This window comes from Streptomyces sp. NPDC058195, assembly GCF_042883525.1.
GTDB lineage: Bacteria > Actinomycetota > Actinomycetes > Streptomycetales > Streptomycetaceae > Streptomyces.
Genome location: NZ_JBHVVM010000030.1, coordinates 57,536 through 75,191 on the forward strand (window position 1 = coordinate 57,536; position 17,656 = coordinate 75,191).

Annotated in this window: 18 protein-coding genes; 10 read left to right on the forward strand and 8 right to left on the reverse strand. The window is 68.6% G+C overall.

Annotated elements, in window-relative coordinates:
* Positions 1-13: 13 nt before the first annotated feature.
* Together ACFVWY_RS29305 and ACFVWY_RS29310 are read right to left on the reverse strand one after the other, a co-directional pair.
* Positions 14-859 carry a thioesterase domain-containing protein gene (locus ACFVWY_RS29305; protein WP_389877691.1) on the reverse strand — a complete coding sequence of 282 codons (846 nt, stop codon included), beginning with the start codon at positions 857-859 and terminating at the stop codon, positions 14-16.
* Positions 860-1,238: 379 nt separating this feature from the next.
* On the reverse strand, positions 1,239-1,580 hold the full coding sequence (locus ACFVWY_RS29310) for a hypothetical protein (RefSeq protein WP_389877693.1): 342 nt from the start codon (positions 1,578-1,580) through the stop codon (positions 1,239-1,241).
* Between the two features lie 189 nt (positions 1,581-1,769).
* Between ACFVWY_RS29310 and ACFVWY_RS29315 the strand changes: the two genes are divergently transcribed.
* A complete protein-coding gene (locus ACFVWY_RS29315) occupies positions 1,770-2,708 on the forward strand; it encodes a LuxR C-terminal-related transcriptional regulator (RefSeq protein ID WP_389877694.1) in 939 nt (312 codons plus the stop codon).
* Between the two features lie 105 nt (positions 2,709-2,813).
* Here the strand turns inward: ACFVWY_RS29315 and ACFVWY_RS29320 are convergent, their stop codons facing one another.
* Positions 2,814-3,062 (reverse strand): hypothetical protein, encoded by a 249-nt coding sequence (locus ACFVWY_RS29320; protein ID WP_389877696.1) that lies wholly within the window; start codon positions 3,060-3,062, stop codon positions 2,814-2,816.
* A gap of 134 nt (positions 3,063-3,196) precedes the next feature.
* On the opposite strand from ACFVWY_RS29320, the gene ACFVWY_RS29325 reads away from it, so the two are divergent.
* A complete protein-coding gene (locus ACFVWY_RS29325) occupies positions 3,197-4,132 on the forward strand; it encodes a DUF5655 domain-containing protein (protein ID WP_389877782.1) in 936 nt (311 codons plus the stop codon).
* 99 nt (positions 4,133-4,231) lie between these two features.
* On the opposite strand, the gene ACFVWY_RS29330 is transcribed toward ACFVWY_RS29325, so the two are convergent.
* A complete protein-coding gene (locus ACFVWY_RS29330; RefSeq protein WP_389877698.1) occupies positions 4,232-4,978 on the reverse strand; it encodes a DNA-methyltransferase in 747 nt (248 codons plus the stop codon).
* A gap of 580 nt (positions 4,979-5,558) precedes the next feature.
* Here ACFVWY_RS29330 and ACFVWY_RS29335 point away from each other — a divergent pair.
* The 7 genes from ACFVWY_RS29335 to ACFVWY_RS29365 all read left to right on the forward strand — a co-directional run bounded on the left by ACFVWY_RS29335 (position 5,559) and on the right by ACFVWY_RS29365 (position 12,828).
* Entirely contained in the window at positions 5,559-6,704 is a 1,146-nt protein-coding gene (locus tag ACFVWY_RS29335; protein WP_389877699.1) for a C40 family peptidase, read from the forward strand.
* An 88-nt stretch (positions 6,705-6,792) separates the two neighbouring features.
* Positions 6,793-7,101 (forward strand): DUF6112 family protein, encoded by a 309-nt coding sequence (locus tag ACFVWY_RS29340; RefSeq protein ID WP_011029048.1) that lies wholly within the window; start codon positions 6,793-6,795, stop codon positions 7,099-7,101.
* Positions 7,101-7,781 (forward strand): hypothetical protein, encoded by a 681-nt coding sequence (locus ACFVWY_RS29345; protein ID WP_389877701.1) that lies wholly within the window; start codon positions 7,101-7,103, stop codon positions 7,779-7,781. Before ACFVWY_RS29340 ends, ACFVWY_RS29345 begins: the two co-directional genes overlap by 1 nt.
* A gap of 28 nt (positions 7,782-7,809) precedes the next feature.
* Positions 7,810-9,219 (forward strand): ATP-binding protein, encoded by a 1,410-nt coding sequence (locus ACFVWY_RS29350; RefSeq protein WP_389877703.1) that lies wholly within the window; start codon positions 7,810-7,812, stop codon positions 9,217-9,219.
* 132 nt (positions 9,220-9,351) lie between these two features.
* Positions 9,352-10,818, forward strand: coding sequence for an SCO6880 family protein (locus tag ACFVWY_RS29355; protein ID WP_389877705.1), 1,467 nt, complete (start codon positions 9,352-9,354; stop codon positions 10,816-10,818).
* A 25-nt stretch (positions 10,819-10,843) separates the two neighbouring features.
* Complete coding sequence (locus ACFVWY_RS29360; protein WP_389877706.1) at positions 10,844-11,296, forward strand: DUF6238 family protein; 453 nt, start codon at positions 10,844-10,846, stop codon at positions 11,294-11,296.
* 26 nt (positions 11,297-11,322) lie between these two features.
* On the forward strand, positions 11,323-12,828 hold the full coding sequence (locus tag ACFVWY_RS29365) for an ATP-binding protein (protein ID WP_389877707.1): 1,506 nt from the start codon (positions 11,323-11,325) through the stop codon (positions 12,826-12,828).
* 190 nt (positions 12,829-13,018) lie between these two features.
* On the opposite strand, the gene ACFVWY_RS29370 is transcribed toward ACFVWY_RS29365, so the two are convergent.
* The 3 genes from ACFVWY_RS29370 to ACFVWY_RS29380 form a co-directional block, all read right to left on the reverse strand.
* Entirely contained in the window at positions 13,019-13,543 is a 525-nt protein-coding gene (locus ACFVWY_RS29370) for a DUF1877 domain-containing protein (protein WP_389877709.1), read from the reverse strand.
* 89 nt (positions 13,544-13,632) lie between these two features.
* Positions 13,633-14,985 carry a hypothetical protein gene (locus ACFVWY_RS29375; RefSeq protein WP_389877711.1) on the reverse strand — a complete coding sequence of 451 codons (1,353 nt, stop codon included), beginning with the start codon at positions 14,983-14,985 and terminating at the stop codon, positions 13,633-13,635.
* Positions 14,986-15,085: 100 nt separating this feature from the next.
* Positions 15,086-15,319 (reverse strand): hypothetical protein, encoded by a 234-nt coding sequence (locus tag ACFVWY_RS29380; protein ID WP_389877788.1) that lies wholly within the window; start codon positions 15,317-15,319, stop codon positions 15,086-15,088.
* On the opposite strand from ACFVWY_RS29380, the gene ACFVWY_RS29385 reads away from it, so the two are divergent.
* Positions 15,260-15,844, forward strand: coding sequence for a GNAT family N-acetyltransferase (locus ACFVWY_RS29385; RefSeq protein ID WP_389877712.1), 585 nt, complete (start codon positions 15,260-15,262; stop codon positions 15,842-15,844). The genes ACFVWY_RS29380 and ACFVWY_RS29385 overlap by 60 nt on opposite strands.
* Positions 15,845-15,859: 15 nt before the next feature.
* On the opposite strand, the gene ACFVWY_RS29390 is transcribed toward ACFVWY_RS29385, so the two are convergent.
* Positions 15,860-17,461 (reverse strand): ISL3 family transposase, encoded by a 1,602-nt coding sequence (locus ACFVWY_RS29390; RefSeq protein WP_389877714.1) that lies wholly within the window; start codon positions 17,459-17,461, stop codon positions 15,860-15,862.
* Positions 17,462-17,656: the final 195 nt, after the last annotated feature.

Here is a 17,656-nt window from a genome sequence, read left to right on the forward strand (position 1 = left end):
TTCGGCGTGCTGCTCATGCGCTGACCTGTTCGAAGGCGTCGCGCATCGCGGTGACGAAGGCGGGGTGGCTGGTGATCTGGGCGCTCGTGACCACCTCCATGGATCGCACCGTGCTGCGGGGTGCGATGTCGTGCCACCGGACTTCGGGGTCGTGCGCTGATTCCTCGGCGATGAAGATGTTGACGGGGATGTCGAGCCGGCCAAGCGAGCACCGTACGAACGCGTCGTACGACGCCGCCCACAGCGCCTGCCGCCAGTAGAAGTCCGAGGCCGGCACCGGCTCGTCAAGCCACTGCAGCTCGCACATCTGCTGCATCACATGGTCGAGGTCGGCGTCCAGGTCCGTGGCGGTGAACCGCTGCGCCAGTGACGCAAGCCGCATGTCGTACAGATCGCAGAGGTCGAGACGGGGGCTGGTGTCCAGTTCGCCGCGCGCTGCGTTGACCAGGTTTAGCGGCCCGACCTGTTCGCCGGACTGGACGAGCCTGGTGGCGATCTCATAGGCGATCTGGGAGCCGCCGCACAGGCCGCTCAGCAGATAGGGGCCGTGCGGCTGGATGCGGCGGATGGCGCGCAGATACTGCTCCGCGATCGCTGGAACCGAACGCGGCGGCTCCGTGCGGTCCCGCAGCCCGATCGCCTCGAACCCGTAGACGGGATGACCGTCACGGAAGTTGTCCACGACGTCACGCATGAAGGCGATGTTGCCCGCCGTGTACGGGGTGATGAACACGGGGATCCCCTCGCCGGAGGCCAGCTCAAGCGGGACGGGAACATCCCCGTTGTGGGCCGGCTGTCGCGTGGCCCATACCGATGCGAAGTCGGTGACGATGGAGGAAGGCTGTGTGATTGTGCCCATCTGACGGATCTCCTCATGTGCGAAGGGACGTGACCGGGCTCTCGCCGGACCCGGGACGGTAGGCCGCCTGGACCGACAGGGACGGTGCAGGGTTCAGCCGCCCCAGGTGACGTCGTTCGCCGTGACCGGTGAGTTCGCGGCGGCGACCTGCGACTCCGGAAGGGCTATTGCGTTCAGGGCAAGAGCCACCGCAATTCCGATAGCAAGGGTGCCGAGGAAGGTACGGATAGTGACTCGGGTCAAGGACATGATTCCGCCTCTCAATGATCTGTGCAGCGAAGTAAAGTGCGAGTCATTTCTGGTCCGTCGAAGGACCGGCGGTGAAGGCGAGCACTAATCTCGTAGATCCAAGTCCGCAGGTGAAGAGACTTCTGCTGTCCTAATTAGGGCCTGGCATATCCCGTCCATCCGGGCCTGGGCGAAACTGCTGGTCGTAGAAGTCCGGCACCAGACGGACGTCGCAGCTGGCCAGCGTGAACCCAGCCAGTTCAGCGTGCCCGGCGAGCGCACGTCGACAGGCCCGCGCCGCCAGGTTTTCCGCTTCCTCCACGCTTCCGGCCAGGACAAACAGGCCAACAAGCGAGTCGTTTCCCTCTGCGGTTGGATGGACGACGGCGTGCTCGATTCCCTGTTCCTCGCATCCATCCCGGATCAGCTGTGCCGCCTCGGCAGGCAGGGGGATGCGGCACGCATGGCTGAAATGTGCATGAATCAAGTACATGAGGATGAGCTTCGAGGCGATGGAATTTCCATTTCAAGCCGGGCGCGCACCGCTCTTTATGACATTGCATAAAGAGGACACCTGGGTCCGGCTCGTCTCGTATCCTGTCCGTCTCGCCAACTAACAGGAGGAGTAGGGGTGTTGGAGTCTCTGGGTCTCTCAGCCACGGCGGAGAAGGTGTACCGGGCTATGCTCGCCCACCCCGAGGAGGGGGTTACGCAGCTGGCCCAGCGCCTGTCTTCCACCGAGGAAGCCGTTCGAGACAGCCTCTCCCTGCTCAGCTCGCTGTCCATCGTCCAGCCCGCCCTGCAAGAGGGTGGGCAGGGCCAGTTACGTCCGATCAGCCCGGAGATGGCGATGGAAATCCTCCTTGCCAGGCAGCAGGCTGACCTAGCCGAACAGCAGTCCCGCATCGAGGCGTCGCGTGCAGCCGCAGCCCGACTCATCGCCGAGTGCTCTGGCATACGACCTCAGAGCGCAAAGGGCGAACACTTCGAGAACGCTGACCAGATACGTCAGCGTCTGGCACAGCTCGCGGACCAGACGCAAAACGAAATCATGACCTTCGCCCCGGGCGGCGCGCACAGCGCTGCAGATCTGGCGGCGAGCCGAGGCCCCAATCATGAGTTGCTGAGCCGGGGAGTCGCCAGCCGCACGATCTACCTCGACAGCGTCCGAAACGACAAGCCGACCCTCGAACACGTCAACTGGCTGAACAAGTACGGCGCGCAAGTACGTACCGCCGTCTCGCTCCCTGTTCGCATGGTCATCTTTGATCGGCAGCAAGCCATGCTCCCCACCCATACTGCCGATGCGCGCACCGGAGCAGTGCTGGTCAATGGCGAGGGAACCATCACCGCCCTCTGCGCCCTCTTTGAATCCACCTGGGCCACCGCCACCCCGCTCGGAGGCGCTCCGGACGTAGTCGAGCACGATCTCACCCGTCAACAGGTCGAGATGCTCAGGTTCCTCGCCGACGGCCTCACTGACGAGGCCATCGCCCACCGCTTCGGCATCTCCCCACGGACCGCGCGTCGCATCGCCGCTGACCTGATGGACCGCCTGGACGCACGCAGCCGCTTCCAAGCAGGGGTTCACGCGGCCCAACGAGGTTGGCTCACACGATGACGATCGGATCGACACCAGGTTCGCAGCGGTGACGCTGAGTATTGGAGTTGCCCAGGGCGGCCAGGCCGTCACCACTGGTGACGTCGCGACGGTGAGGACACTCGATCAAGGGGTGATCCGGGGCGCGGCGGCCATCGTCAACCAGGCGATCGGCCCGGCAGGTATGTCGCTCAGTCCGTATTGCTCACCATGGTCAAGGACTTGTTCGAGGATCCGCTCCCAGCAGGAAACGGCTGCGGCAGTCACGGGAAATTCGAGTCGGGCGATGCCGTGGATCAACTGCCGAGTCGGAACGCTGCCGGTTAGCTCTTCGAGCTTCAGAGCGACGGCCTCGACGGGGTGAACCTCACTCACAGACATCCCTTCCGCTCGCTCGCTGCCGATCAAAGCCAATCTTAGGCTCACCGAGGGATCGGCCCCCCATAGGCGGAATATGCAGGGCGTTCGTTCGATTGGCTTCCTTGCAGAGATCGCGTGAGGGGGCGCTGGTGGCGGAGCTGATGTTGTTCCGGCGAGACGCGGACGGACGGGACGTGGAGCTGTCCGGTTCGACGGTGGCACTGGAGGTGGAGCTGCAGCGGCGGGTCGAGGCCGGCCTGGAGCAGATGCTGGGCGTCCGTTTCCTGGCATCGGAGTATCCGACTGGCCCCTGGCACCGGGGGCGGATCGACACCCTGGGGCTCGATGAGAACGGCAGCCCGGTGGTGATCGAGTTCAAGAAGGGCTCGGACAGCGGGGTGATGTCCCAGGCGGTGTCCTACCTGTCCTGGCTGGAGTCGGCGCACCACGAGTTCGAGACGCTCGTGCGGAAGGTGCTGGGGGCGGAGGCCGCCGAGTTCGTCGACTGGCGTCGTCCGCGGATGATCTGCATCGCGGCGGGCTTCTCGCATCACGACCGGGTGGCGGTGCAGCGGTTGCCCGAGCGGATCGACCTGGTGCGCTACCGGATCTTCGACGGTGGCCTGCTGGGGCTGCTGCTCGTGGACTCCGCGACCGGCTTCCCGAGCGCTGCCTCGTCTCGCCGGGGCCGGGAGCAGGCACCCGTGGCGGACAGAGTGCCGATGGCTTCGACGGTCTCTCCGCCTGCGGGTGGAGGAGCGGTGCCGGAGTGCCTGCGGGACCTGTACGCGGAACTGGACGAGGCGCTCACGGCATGGGGCGAGGTGGAGGTGGCGTCGCTGCGGCACTACATCGCCTACCGGCGGTTGGTGAACGTGGCGTCGGTGATCTTCCGTCCGAAGCACAAGGCGATCCTGGTCTATCTCAGACTCGACCCGGACTCGGTCGTGCTGGAGGAGGGCTTCACCCGGGACATGCGCGGCATCGGGCACCTGGGGACCGGGGACCTGGAGGTCCGTCTCGCCGCGGCGGCGGACCTGGAGAAGGCGGCGCCGTTGATCCGGCGGGCGTTCGAGGCGGCCTGACGTAACAGGAGGGGCGGCTGGTGCATCGGTTAGTCGATGCTCCAGCCGCCCCTCTGGCGTCTGTGGGCCGCCGGCCCTGGCCTCTCTTCGCTCTCACGATCATGCCTCCGGTCCGGCCAGCTCGAAGTCGTCCTTCGTCAGTTCGGCCCGCAGCCGCTCCTCGGCGACGTCGGCGTAGTGCGCGGACAGCTCGACGCCCACGAAGCGGCGTCCCTCGCGCAGGGCCGCGACCCCGGTGGAGCCGCTGCCGGTGAACGGGTCGAAGACGGTGCCGCCCTCGGGGCAGACCTGGACGAGCTGCTGCATGACCTCGACCGGCTTCTGGGTGATGTGAACCCGGCCCTTGCGGGGCTGGGAGGCGATGTAGTGCCCCGGCAGGTAGAGATCGCGGGTGTTGTCGAGGGAGCCCTTGACGCCCCAGATGATGAACTCCGAGTCCTGCTTCGGCCCGCCCTTGCGGGGCCGGCTGGACGGCTTGATCCACGGAATCGTGCCGCTCCAGGTCCATCCCGCCATCTGCAGGGCGTCGGAGGTGGTCGGCTCCTGTCGCCAGTCGGTGAAGACCATCGCGACCGCGTGCTCGGTCGAGGCCCGGTACGCCTCGGTGAGCAGTTCGGTGAGCCAGGAGCGGTAGGAGCGCTGGTCGCGGTTCTCGCCGGGGAAGTTGGCGAGGTCGTGCGCCGAGTTGCTCGTGACGTACTTGGCGCGTGCGGTACGGCCGGTTCGGTCCGAGCTGGTGCGGCCCCCGGAGTTGTACGGCGGATCGGTGATCACCGCCTGGACGCTCTCGTCCGGGAGGGACTTCAGGACGGTCAGGGCGTCGCCTCGGTGCAGCGTGTAGCTCATGGGGAGGGCCTCTCTTCGGGCGCGGCGGAGTCTGGACCTGCTCCGGGCAGCGCTCAACGGCGTGCATCCGGTGCGAGGTTGCAGGGGAGGTTAACGGCGAATTCCGGCCGCGCCTAACGAGGTGGCTCCCTGCTTCGGGCCCCTGGATGGCAGTCGTTTGGCGCGGCCGGCATCCCGGTCTACTGTCTCGCCGTGCCACCGGGAAGGAGCGCTGCTCCACCCCCGTTGAGCTGTGCTTATCTGTGCTGTCTCGTCCAATCGGGCGGCGTCGGAGGCATGTTGCCCATCTGCCCGCGAGCGCCGTGAGGAGGCCCCTGTGCACTGCCTGAGATTACGAGCGCGGCTGGCTGCCGCGCGTGACCTGAAACCGGCGTCCTGGAGCTACCAACTCCTCTGACCCGGGCCCGCCGAGAGGCGGATGCACATCGGCGCGGTGCCGACGGCTTTGCACGAGAAGTCGGCACCGCGTCTCCTTCGAACACCGAGGAGCCGCTGCGATGCAGCATGCCCTGACACACCCGCGCCCCGACCCACCTCCCTCGACCGGTACGCACCGCCGTCGCGCTGAACGGCGGCGGCCGTGAAGAAGACGACGGGAGCCCTCGTCGGTCTGTGCGCCACCGGACCACTCCTGCTGGCACTGCCGATCCTCGGCATCGGTGCCGGGACCGCCTCGGCTTCGTGCTCGACCGACGGTGCACAGGGTGTGGACGCCTCCGCCGTCGCCAAGCAGGTGAAGGCCATCCTGGACGGCGGCGACAAGGGCTCGGTCTCCGTGCCGGGTCTGGACGCGCCTGCCGACCAAGTGCCCAACGCCAAGACGATCCAGGCCACGGGCGTCGCGATGAACATCCCCGCCCGCGGGCAGGTCGTCGCCCTGGCGACCGCGCTGCAGGAAAGCAGCCTGCGGAACCTGACCTACGGCGACCGCGATTCGCTGGGTCTCTTCCAGCAGCGGCCGTCGATGGGCTGGGGCACAGCCAGCCAGATCCTCGACCCGGTGCACGCCTCGACGAAGTTCTACGAGGGGCTCAAGAAGGTCTCCGGCTGGCAGTCCCTCTCTGTCACCCAGGCCGCGCAGGCGGTACAGAAGTCGGGCTTCCCGGAGGCGTACGCCAAATGGGAGCCGCTGGCCACCGCCTTGCAGAAGGCCATCGAGCCCCTGCTGGAGAAGGCCGGCGGTGCATCGCCGAGCCCGTCGCCGTCAGGATCTGCCGACACCGCCAGCCCCTCTCCCGATTCCGCGGGGGGTTGTTCGGCGGACGGCGACGGGACGGACTTCGGCACCATCCCGGCGGGCGCCCTGCCGGAGGAGTACAAGATTCCCGCCTCCGCGCCGCCGAAGGTGCAGACGGCGATCCGGTGGGCGCTCGGCCAACTCGGCACCCCGTATCAGTGGGGCGGCACGTGCACCGACTCCCACGGCAAGAACCCGATGGGCCGCTGCGACTGCTCCTCCCTGATGCAGGGCGCGTACAAGGCAGCCGGGGTCACCCTGACGCGGACCACGTACACGCAGGTCAAGGACGGCAAGGCCGTCTCGGTCGATGCTCTCAAGCCGGGCGACCTCCTCTTCACCGAGGGGACGGCCGCCATACCGGAACACGTCGGGATGGCGATCGGGCAGGGCCTGATCGTCCACGCCCCGCACACCGGTGACGTCGTACGGATCACCACCGTCGCGTCCTGGAAATCGCGGATTCTCGCGGTCCGCCGAGTCGTCTGACCGGCGCTCCTCCCCCTCCTCACCTCCCCTCGCACCGCTGGTTCGCCCCACCGGGCTTTGGCGTGCGTTCATTCGAACTGGAGTTCCCATGTATCTCGCTGAACAGGTCATACAGCTCGCCTACGACCCCGGAATCAAGCCCAACGAGGGCGGGCTCCCTGGCCTCAACGTCCTCAAGCAGGTGATGGGCTCGATCAACTTGTTCGGACTCATCGCCGTGGTCGGTGCCCTCGCCGTCAGTGCGGGCGTGTGGGCCTGGGGTCACCACTCCGGTGGTCACCAGGCCGAGGCGAACGGGAAGAAGGGCGTGCTGGTCAGCGCGGGCGCGGCCCTTCTTCTCGGTGCGGCCAATGGTGTGGTGGCGTTCTTCTCGACGCTCGGGACGCAGGTCCACTGATGGCTCAGCACGCCACCCACCCCGGCGGCGCATCTCGCGTGCGCCGCCGGGCGCTGCTCGGCACTGCCGTCCTAGCGGTGCTCGTCGCCCTCGCCGGCCTGGCCGCCTACCTCACCCGCGAGGGCCGGAGCCCCTCCGATACCGCTTCCCCACCGCCGAGTTCGCCCACGGCTTCCTCGTCGCCCGCGGCGCCGTCCGGGCCGCACACCCGGCCCCGCGCTCTGCCCGTTCCGCCGAAGACCCACGACCCGATCACGTACGGGAAGGCCGCCGCCGCAGCGCTGTGGTCGTACGACACCCGTGCGTACTCGCAGCCCGAGCTGCGCAAGGCGCTGCGCGGCTGGCTGACCACGGAGTCGAAGTACGCCGACCCGGCCTCCGTCGACCAGGCGGTCCCCTCGGCCGTGCTGTGGAAGGAGATGGCGGCCAACAAGCAGGTCGCCGCCGCCAAGATCAACGAGGGGCACTTCCCGCACGCCTTCACCCAGGCTCTCCAGGACGACGCCGGGGCGATCACCCAGGCGTACGTCTACGCCGTCACGGTCTCCGGCAAGCAGTCGATTCGCTGGAAGGGCTCGGCCGCCGGCGGCGCGGAGAGCCGGTCCACCACCCTCGCGGTCCAGTGCCGGCCCAACCACTCCTGCGCCCTGGTCGGCGTCATGCCGTCCGTCGCGCCCTGACCCTCGCCCCAGAACGGAGGTACGACCCATGGGAGTCTGCGACTTCCCGCTGATGGACAAGGTGTGCGGCGCTATCGACTTCGCCACCAACCCCGCCGGCACCGTCACCGACGGTCTCGGCGCGTGGATCGCAAAGTCGGCGGGCGAGCTGGCGTCCAGCGCGGCCGACCTGGCCGCCAAGGCCGTCAACAAGACGACGGCCATCGACCTCAACGCCGGGTGGTTCCGCGACAACTACGAGCTGCTGCTGCCCATCGGCCTCGCCCTGACCGTCGGCATCTTCTGCATCCAGCTCATGACCGCTGCCTGGCGTCGAGACGAGCGTGCCCTCGCCAAGGCGGCGTTCGGCACCATGACCGGAGTCCTCTTCAGCTTCTCCGCCATCGCTTTCACGACCGTTGCCATCACCGTGGTGGACGCGCTGTCCGACGGCCTCTTCAAAGCCGCCAACACCTCGATCGACGACGCGATCCGTCGTGTGATCAAGGTTGATCAGATGGGGGCCATGTACGGCCTCGGCTGGGGGGTGCCCGCGCTGGTGGCCTTCGGGTGCGCGATCGGGGCCTTCCTCTACTGGGGCGTGATGGTGGCCCGCAAGGTCGGCGTCCTGATCATGGTCGCGCTCGCGGTGTTCGCCGGGGCAGGCGGCAGCTGGGAAGTCGCCAAACGGTGGCGGCGCGGCTGGATCGAGGCCACCGGCACCCTGATCGTCTCCAAGCTGTTGATGACCGTGGTCTTCCTCATCGGCGTCTCCGCCATGGGCAAGACCGACGCCAGCGACGGAATGGCGGCCCTGTCCGACGCGATGGCCGGCATCGTCGTGATGGTCCTGGTGTTGCTGTGCCCCTACGCGACGTACAAGTTCGTCCACTGGGCCAGCGACGGCGGCGGCCACGACGACATGCACCGCACCGGTGTCGCCGGCATGGCGGTCGCCGCAGGAGCCGCGAAGACCGCAGGCAGCCTCGCGCTGCGGGCCGGTACCGGTGCCCCCGCGCCGCAGGGTCCGAACCAGGTCCCGGGCGCGGGCACCGATGGCGTCGCCTCCGGCATCAACCCCTCCGGCGGCAACCTCAGCAAGGAGGGCATCGACGCCGGGCCGCCCAAGCAGCAGACCCGCTTCCGGTACGGCGAAGACCCGGACGCGAGCGGCGACAAGGGCCGGGCTCTGATCCAGCGCCCCGGGATCCCGCCGCTGATCACACGTCCTGGCGAGGACGAACCGGAAGGAGCCGAAGTGACTGCCCAAGGCGTTGCGAGCGGCTCCGGTCACCTCACAGGTTCATCGGCTCCGGGCGGCGACATGGCCTCCATGCCGCCAGTCGGTCCCGCACCTTCGCCGTCGGGTACTCCGGCATCCGCGTCCGGACCGTCGGCCACCGGCTCTCCGACGCCGACGAACTGGGTGTATCCCACCCAGCCGCCGTCGGGTTCCTGACCCACATCCCCCGGGGGCGGGCCGCACTCCACGGCCCGCCCCCGCCCCCCACCAGCAGGAAGGTTCCGCCATGACGTCCAGAAGAGCGCCGCGCGCCCCGTCCTCCGCCCGCTCCCACCGTCTGGAACCACCATGTCCGGCAAGCACCAGTCCTCCACGCCCACCGTGAAGTTCCCGCACCGCAGCAGGCGCGGCGTCCTGCTCGGCCTGTCCGTCCCGCAGTTGGCCGTCGCCGGGCTCACCGGCCTTCTCCTTCTCGCCGTGATCCTCGCCCGCGGTGTGGTCGGCGCCCTCCAGCTCATCCCGCTGTGGGCCGTCATCGCCCTGCTCATCTTCGTCCGCCACCGAGGCCGTGCACTGGCGGACTGGACCCCGATCGTCGTCCGATACGCGCTGCGCCGGATGCGAGGCCAGCTCGTCTGGCTCACCCGGCCCTCCCGCCGGCCGACCCGCGAGGGACTGCTCCACCTTCCCGGCACCGCTGCCAGCCTGCGCGTGACCACCGCTCCCGACGGCAAGTACGGCGCAGTCCACAACCCGCACACCAGGACGCTGACCGCGGTGGTCAAGGTCTCCTCCCGCGCCTACGCCCTGCTCGACCCCGGCACCCAGCAGGCCAACGTCGGCGGCTGGGGACGCGCGCTGGCAGCTCTCGCCCGTACCGGGCAGATCGCCCGCATCCAGGTGATCGAGCGCACCATCCCCGACTCCGGCGACGCGCTGCGCCGCTACTGGGAAGAGCACGGCCGCCCCGACACCCCGATGGCCGGCGCGATCTACAACGAGCTGCTCCAGAGCGCCGGTCCCGCAGCCGCCCCGCACGAGGCGTACGTCGCGGTATCCCTGGACACCAAGGCGGCCCGTCGGCTGATCAACCAGGCTGGCGGCGGTCTCACCGGTGCCTTCAGCGTCCTCGCCCAGCTCACCTCCACGTTCGACCAGGCGGCGCGGACCGCCGGTCTCACCCCGACGGGCTGGCTCACCGCCCACGAGATCGCCGCCGTGGTGCGCACTTCCTATGACCCGAAGGCGCTGGCGACACTCGACCGCTGGTCCACGGCCGGTCGCCCCGAGGCCGAGCCCGCCGCCGCCGGCCCCGTCGTGGTCGTCGAGAAGGCGGACCACATCGCCACCGACTCCGCCGTGCACGCCACCTACTGGGTGGAGAACTGGCCGCGCACCGAGACCAGCGCCGGCTTCCTGCACCAGCTCCTGTTCACCGGCGGCGTCCGGCGCACGCTGTCGCTCTCCTACGAGCCGAAGAACCTCGACGCCGCCCTGCGCGACGTGCAGCGCAAGAAGTCCAGCGTGATCGCCGACGCCGCCGAACGGGCCCGGCGCGGCCAGGTCGACTCCGAGGCGGACTCGATCGAGTACCAGGACATCAAGTCCCGCGAACGCCAGCTCATCGCCGGGCACGCCGACGTCGCCCTGACCGGTCTGCTGACCGTCTCGGCCGACACCGAGGACGAGCTGCGCACCGCCTGCGCCGTCGTGGAGACCGCCGCTGTCGGAGCCCAGCTCGATCTCCGGCCGCTGACCTGGCAGCAGGCCGAGGCGTTCACCGCCGCCGCCCTGCCGCTCGCGCTCGCTGCCTGACCCTTCCCTTCGAAAGAGCACCCTCATGTCCCGCACCACCAGCCCGACCGCGCAGGACTTCGTGCCCTTCGCCACCGCCGCGCTCGACTTCCACCAGGCGCTCAACATCCCGGGCGGCCCGCTGGTCACCACCCGGGCCGAGCTGGACGCCCTGCACGCGCACCTCGTTTCGCTGTACGGGCTACTCGACGCCCACACCGGTCACACCGGGCAGCTCGTCGCGGTCGAAGGCGACCAGCTCCGTACCGCCCGCACCCGCGTCTGGCAGGCCGCTGAGCACCTCCACGCCGCCTACCACGCGGCGCCCCGGCCGGGCTCCGGCGAGATCCCCGCGCCGGAGGCGTGCCAGGCCGGCCTTCCAGAGGGAGCACCGGAACTGACCATCTGCCAGCGCCACCAGCGCACCGCTCATCTCGTCCGGCGGCGCACCACCCCGGCCGACCTGCACGCACCGTTCACCGGCCTCGTCCGCCGCTGACCCACCCCTCACCTGGAGAAACGCTCATGCCCCGTACCCGCGCCAGCGCCTCCCCCCTGTTCGTGCCCCGTAAGACGACACGCGCCGAACAGCGAGCCGCCCGAGCCGGTTTCACCGAAGCCCGCCGCCAGGCACGCCTCGCCGGAAACCCGCCCAAGCACCGCGCCGAGCAGACCCTCGACCCGGATCTGCGGCCCACCTACCCGCCCGCCGGTCGCCCCGGTCCGGCCTCCGCCCGCGGCGGCAAGCTCGCCCTGCCCGCCCACCGGATGACCACCGCCACAGCCAGCGGCGCCTACCCGTTCGTGGCCGAGGGCGGCCTGGGCGCCGAAGGGGTGTTCATCGGCCGCGATGTGCACGCGGAGGCGGCTTTCTGCTTCGACCCGTTCTCGCTCTACAACAGCGGCAGGGTGGAGGGCTTCACCAACCCCAACGCGGTCCTGGCCGGGATCATCGGCATGGGCAAGTCGGCGCTGGCGAAGTCGATCGCCGCCCGGTCGATCGCCCACGGCTACCGGATCTACATCCCCTGCGATCCCAAGGGGGAGTGGACCGGTGTCTCGCAGGCCCTCGGCGGATACACCATCGCCCTGGGCCCGGGGCTCCCTGGACGGTTGAATCCGCTGGACGCCCCGGCTCGCCCCGCCTCCGTGAGCGAGGAGGACTGGTTCACGGAGGTTCGCAAGCGCCGTCTGCTGCTGCTGGCCGGCCTCGCCCGCACCGTGCTGAAGCGCGACCTGCTGCCGATGGAGCACACCGCCCTCGACCTGGCCCTGGATCTGGTCGTCGCTGACGCCGCCGCCCGGGGCACGGTGCCGCTGCTCGGCGAGATCGCCCACGTACTCGGCTCCCCCGAACGCCTCGACCAGGCCCTCGGCCACCAGGCGGGGCACCTCGGTTCAGCCGCCCAAGACCTCGCCCATGCCCTGCGACGTCTCGTGCACGGCGACTTGAGCGGCATGTTCGACGCGCCGAGCACCGTGTCGTTCGACCCGACCACACCGATGCTGTCCATCGATCTCTCCCGTCTCGGCGGCTCCGGTGACGACACGGCACTGGTGCTCGCGATGACGTGCGCGAGCGCGTGGATGGAGTCAGCCCTCAGTGATCCCGATGGCGGTCGACGCTGGGTGATCTACGACGAGGCGTGGCGGCTGATGCGGCACGTCGGGCTGCTGGAGCGGATGCAGAGCCAGTGGAAGCTCTCCCGAGGGCTGGGCATCGCGAACCTGATGGTGATCCACCGCCTCAGCGATTTGCTCTCGGCTGGCGACGCCGGGTCGCGCGGCCGGGTCCTTGCCGAGGGGCTCCTCGCGGACTGCAGCACGCGCATCATCTACCGCCAGGAGCCTGACCAGCTCACCGCCGCCGCGTCCCTGCTCGGACTGACCGGCGTCGAGACCCAGGCCGTGTCCGCCCTCACCAAGGGCCGGGGCCTGTGGAAGGTCGCAGGCCGCTCCTTCATCACCCAGCACATCCTGCACCCGGCCGAGCGAGAGCTCTTCGACACCGACGCCCGCATGTCGGCCTAAGCCCGTGGGTTCGTCATTTCTGAAGCGTCCAGTGGTTGGAACCCAAGGGGTAGGCGTTGTGGAGAGCCTATGTGGGGTCGCCGGTTGGGGAACCGACGACTGGCCGTATGGACGGTCACGCAAATGCCGAGCCCGGCAGTCCCGTGCTGGCGCGGGTGCTCGTGGTTGGGACGGCCGGGTTGGTCCCGGTTCAGTCCCACCAGAGCACGACGAGCAGGTGGCGCTTTGCCGCGTCGAGGTAGAAGTCGCGGAGGGCGTTGAAGTGCCTCAGCAGGTACGCCCTCGGACCGCCGGTGATCTTGGTGGCCTCGTGCCCGATCAAGGATCCGGCTTCGCGATCGTCGGTCGGCAAGGCGTTGAGGAGGGCAGGCATGTTGATCTGGCCGAGCAGTTCGGAGACGCGCGCCACTTGAGGGGCGGACAGGGCTGTGGGGGCGGGCCCGAAGGGGGCAATGGCGTGCGGGTGGGTGTTGAGGAAGGCCAGGTCGAGAGCAGTGTCGCCGTCTGTGGCCCCGCGGAGAGCACTCAGATGGACTTCGTCGAGCCCGGCTATCTCGCCGACTCGCTCCAGCAGTCTCGGAGCCCAGTCCAGGTCCAGCACGTCGTACGCCGGCGGATCCCAATGGGGATCGCGGTCCGGCGACATGCTGGCGGACTGGCGGCACGCGGCGAGGTACTGCGCCGGGATGCGGGCGAGCTGTTGGGTGACGGCCATGACGCCAGTATCCCGGCAAGGTTCACCGGACTATCGGGCTGCCAGCTTGGGTCGTGTGCGACCAGCCGGACCGCCCACGGCCATCGCCGCTATGAGGACTCATGACTGTCAGGGTGGGGAATTGCGTGGCCGTCAACAGGCCGACCGGTCAGGTCGGGGTGTTCGAGCCCGGTGGTGTAGCGCATGGCGCCGGCGACGGTGAGCCCGAAGAGGTCGCAGATTCTGCGTACGTCACCACCAGTGGCGTGGATCTCCTGAAGGATGCGGTCTTCGCGGAGAGCCTGTGGTGTGACGCCGAGTTTGACCCACGGGAAGCCCCTGCCGACGCGGTTCGTACGGGGGCCGGTGCGCCGGTTGATGAACAGGTGCGGGTTGATGGTGGTCGGCCAGGTCCGGGCCCGGTGGTCGAGGTATGCCGCCAGGCGGGTGCGTACGGGGCCGGCGAGGGGGATGGTCCGGTCGTCGATGGTGAGGCGGCCGTCGCGGATGTCGGTCAGGGCGAGTTCTTGCAGCTGGGGACCGGTCAGCCCGTGGAACGCGACCAGGGCGACGGCCAGCGCGGAGGCGGGGTCGTCGGAGTTGAGGGCTGCTCGGATCAGTTCGGTGTCCAGGGGCAGCGGGATGGTGCTGCCGCTGTGGGTGGCGGGCAGGCCGCGGGCGGGGTTGGTGAAGACCTGCTTGCGGGCCTTGAGGATGTCGAAGAGTCCCCGCAGGCCCTGCTCGGCGAAGCACCGGTTGGCGCCCGAGGGTGGGAGGGCCGCGATGACGTCCTCCCGGCTGATCTCGGCGAGGGACTGGACGCCTCGGGCTGCCCACATGTGCCAGATCGGGGCCATCCCGAGAATGTGCAGGTGGGCGGTCTGCGGATGCCTCGGCAGGCGGCGGGGTGCGTTCTTGCTGCCGCCGAGCATGACCTGGAACCAGATGCCCAGTTGGTCCCGCATCTCCGGCGGCAGGCCGACCGTGTGCTTGGTGAAGTACCGGTGGACGGCTGCGGTCCGGTCATCGATCAGCAGGTCGGCCGCCGCAAGGATCTCCATGGTGGACGCGGCGGTTCCTCCCAGGCCAGGGAGTTCGAGGACGTCACTGGCGTTGATCTTCGCGCCGGGGGTGTCCTGAAGGACCTGCAACAGCTTGAGGGACCGCGCGGTGTCATTGATCTGCTTGCGGCTCCAGCCGTGCCGGGCAGCGTGATCGCGCAGGATGGCGTCGCAGAAGCGGACCATCTCGGAGTTGACGGCCGCTGCCCGGTTCTTGAGGGCGGCGTGGTTGGGCGGCATGCGGAACAGCAGCAGCTGTCGCCAACGGACGGGAGCGAACTGCACCGGTGGCGCCTGCGCCCGTCGGCGCTGGTGGGCGACCCAGTCGCGTCGCTTCCCGTTCCGGGCAGCGTGCAGGTTGGCCAGGTAGAGCTGCTGCCCGAACCGGTTGGCTCCGACCATGTCGACGGCTCGGTCTGGCTCTTTGAGCCGACGGGCCTGTTCGAGGCACAGTCGGCACGCTCCCGAGTCGCCGATGCGCGTGGTCTGGCTTCGTTCACGTTCAGCGACAGCGTTTGTCGACGAGTTTCAACAGCGATTGGCGGTCGGCGGGCTCGCGGATGTTCACGAGAAATGGTTCTGGCTCAGCTTCCGTGCAGCGGTTGCTGTGCGTGATGAAGGCGACATGATCTGCGTCTCGATGATGGGGCAGTAATCCCGAAGCTATGGTGCAGCGATGAGCAACGACTCTCTCCTCGGCCGCGCTGTCCGTCTCGTTCCGCTGTCCGTCGATCATGCAGAGGCGTTGTTCCCCTCAGCGTCGGATCCTGAGGTCTGGCGTTGGATGCCTCGGCCTCGCCCCGGCTCCGTGATAGAGACGCGGGAGATGATCAGCCAGATGTTGGCGGATCGGGCGAGGAGATGCTTCGCCGTCCAGCGCCTCACGGACGAGACAGTGATCGGCTCGACCAGCCTGTACGAGCTCGACCTCGCGGAGGGCCGTGCGGAGATTGGTGCGACTTGGTTCGATCGGGCTTGTTGGGGCGGTCCCTACAATGCCGAGTCCAAGCTTCTGCTGTTGGCGCACGCCTTCGATGATCTGGGCCTTGCCCGAATTGCGTTGCGAACCGACAACCTGAACGTACGGTCCCAGCAGGCGATGACGCGGCTGGGGCTGGTCTATGAAGGGACGCTGCGCAGCCACATGGTGCGCCAGGACGGTACGCGTCGTGATTCGCTGTACTACAGCGTTCTCGTGGACGAGTGGCCATCCGTGCGCGACAAGCTTGTCGCCCGGGTGGCGGCCAAAGCCGCTGTCTGATCGTTTAGCGGCCTGTCACCGGGCAAGGAGGACCCGCTTCCGCAGGAGAGCAAAGCCGGCGCGACCGAACATCTGCCTCTTCAGCATCTTGATGCGGTTGACGTGTCCCTCGACGACGCCCGAGTTCCAGGGCAGGGTGAGGCCGGCGATGACGGCGTCGTGGTCTCGGTCGATGCCTGCGGCGAGTGTGTGGAGGCTGGGCAGGTCGTCCTGTCGGACGGCGTCGAGCCAGTCCGGCAGGTGCTTGCCTTGACGCCCGGTGATCATGGCCGCGAAGGAACGGACGTGCCGGGTGAGCGAGTCGAGTTCGGGGCAGTGTGTCCGCACGTTCTTGAGTTGGAGCTGCTCGGATTCGGTGAGGGTGTCCGGGTGTCGGAGGATCCATCCGGCAACGGCCCGGGGGGAGGGCGGCCGGGCGGTCACCGGTCGTGGTGAGGTGCGCTTGTCGTGCAGGTAGGCGCGAACCCGCTGGTAGCTGCCCTTGTAACCGAGCGGCACGATCTCCTCCCAGAGTTTCCACGCATTGGTGCAGCCCTCGTTCCAGCGGTCGTCCAGGTAGGGCTTGTAGTCGTCGAGGACCGAGGAGCGGTTCTGCCACTGGCCGGTGAACAGTTCCTCCGGCTTTGCGGCGTCGGCGAACCGTTTGACGGTGTGCCAGCTCATCCCGAGCTGCCGCTGGACCGATCGCAGGCTGTGTCCCGCTTCCAGCAGGGCATGAACGGCTGCGTGCCGGGTCCGAGTCCGGTCGGCAAAGCGGTGACCCGTCGGCCATGGCGACGCGGACGGGTCCGGGGCGGGAACGTTCTCCAGTTCGGGCTGAGACGCTGCGGGCGTCAGGACGCGCAGGCAGCGACGGTGCTGGGCGACACTTCGCTCGGCGGCCTCGCTCAGGTTGTGCCAGAGATACCACCGATCCGCGACCTGCACCGCCTGTGGTGCTCCGGCAGTGGCACCTTCAGCGAAGAAAGGCGCGCGGTCCCGGCATACGATCTCGACACCGGGCCGCTGTGCGAGCCAGGCGGCCAGGCTGGATGCCTCCCGGTCCGGGAGCAGATCGATCGGACGGCGGCTCACGACGTCCACCAGTACGGTGCCGTAGTGGCGGCCCTTTCGGGTGGCGTACTCGTCGACGCCGACCACCCGCGGTGCGGGTACCTCCGGCTCAGGCAGAGCGTTGACCAAGCGCAATACCGTGCTCCGGCTGATGGACACGCCGAGGACGGAAGCCAGCCGGGCGCTGGCCCGGCCGACCAGGGCGAGACCGAGTGCGGCCAGGGTGGAACGCAGTCGCTCGGTGCGCTGACCATGCCTGCGGGTGAGGCCGGGTATCTGTTCCGCGAAGGTCCGGCGGGGGCACATGTTGTTCCCGCATCGGAACCGCCGAACCCGCAACTGGAGCACGACGCTTCGCCCTGCGCTCGGCGCGTCGGCGGGAAACCGCAGGTAGGAGCTGTGAACCCGAGTCGACCAGGCTCCGCACCCTGGGCAGGCGGCGCCGACCGTGATGCTTTGCGCATCAACACGCACTATCTCGATGCTCACGTCCACCGACAGCACCGCGACGTCCGCGATCGACGGGAACAACAGCTCTTCCAACCGGAGTGCAACCTCTTCCACAGCCCGGACTTTCAGCCCAGCCGCCGCGGCGACGGCTGATTTTCGGGCGACTTCCGAAGCTCTCCCGAGAGGGGCGGATGTCACTCACAGTGGCCGCTGCACGGAAGCTGAGCCAGAACCACTACTCGTGAATAAAGCCAGTGGTCCGGTGGCAGTACAGGCACTCGCCGACCGGGTAGTGGTTTTGCCACCAGC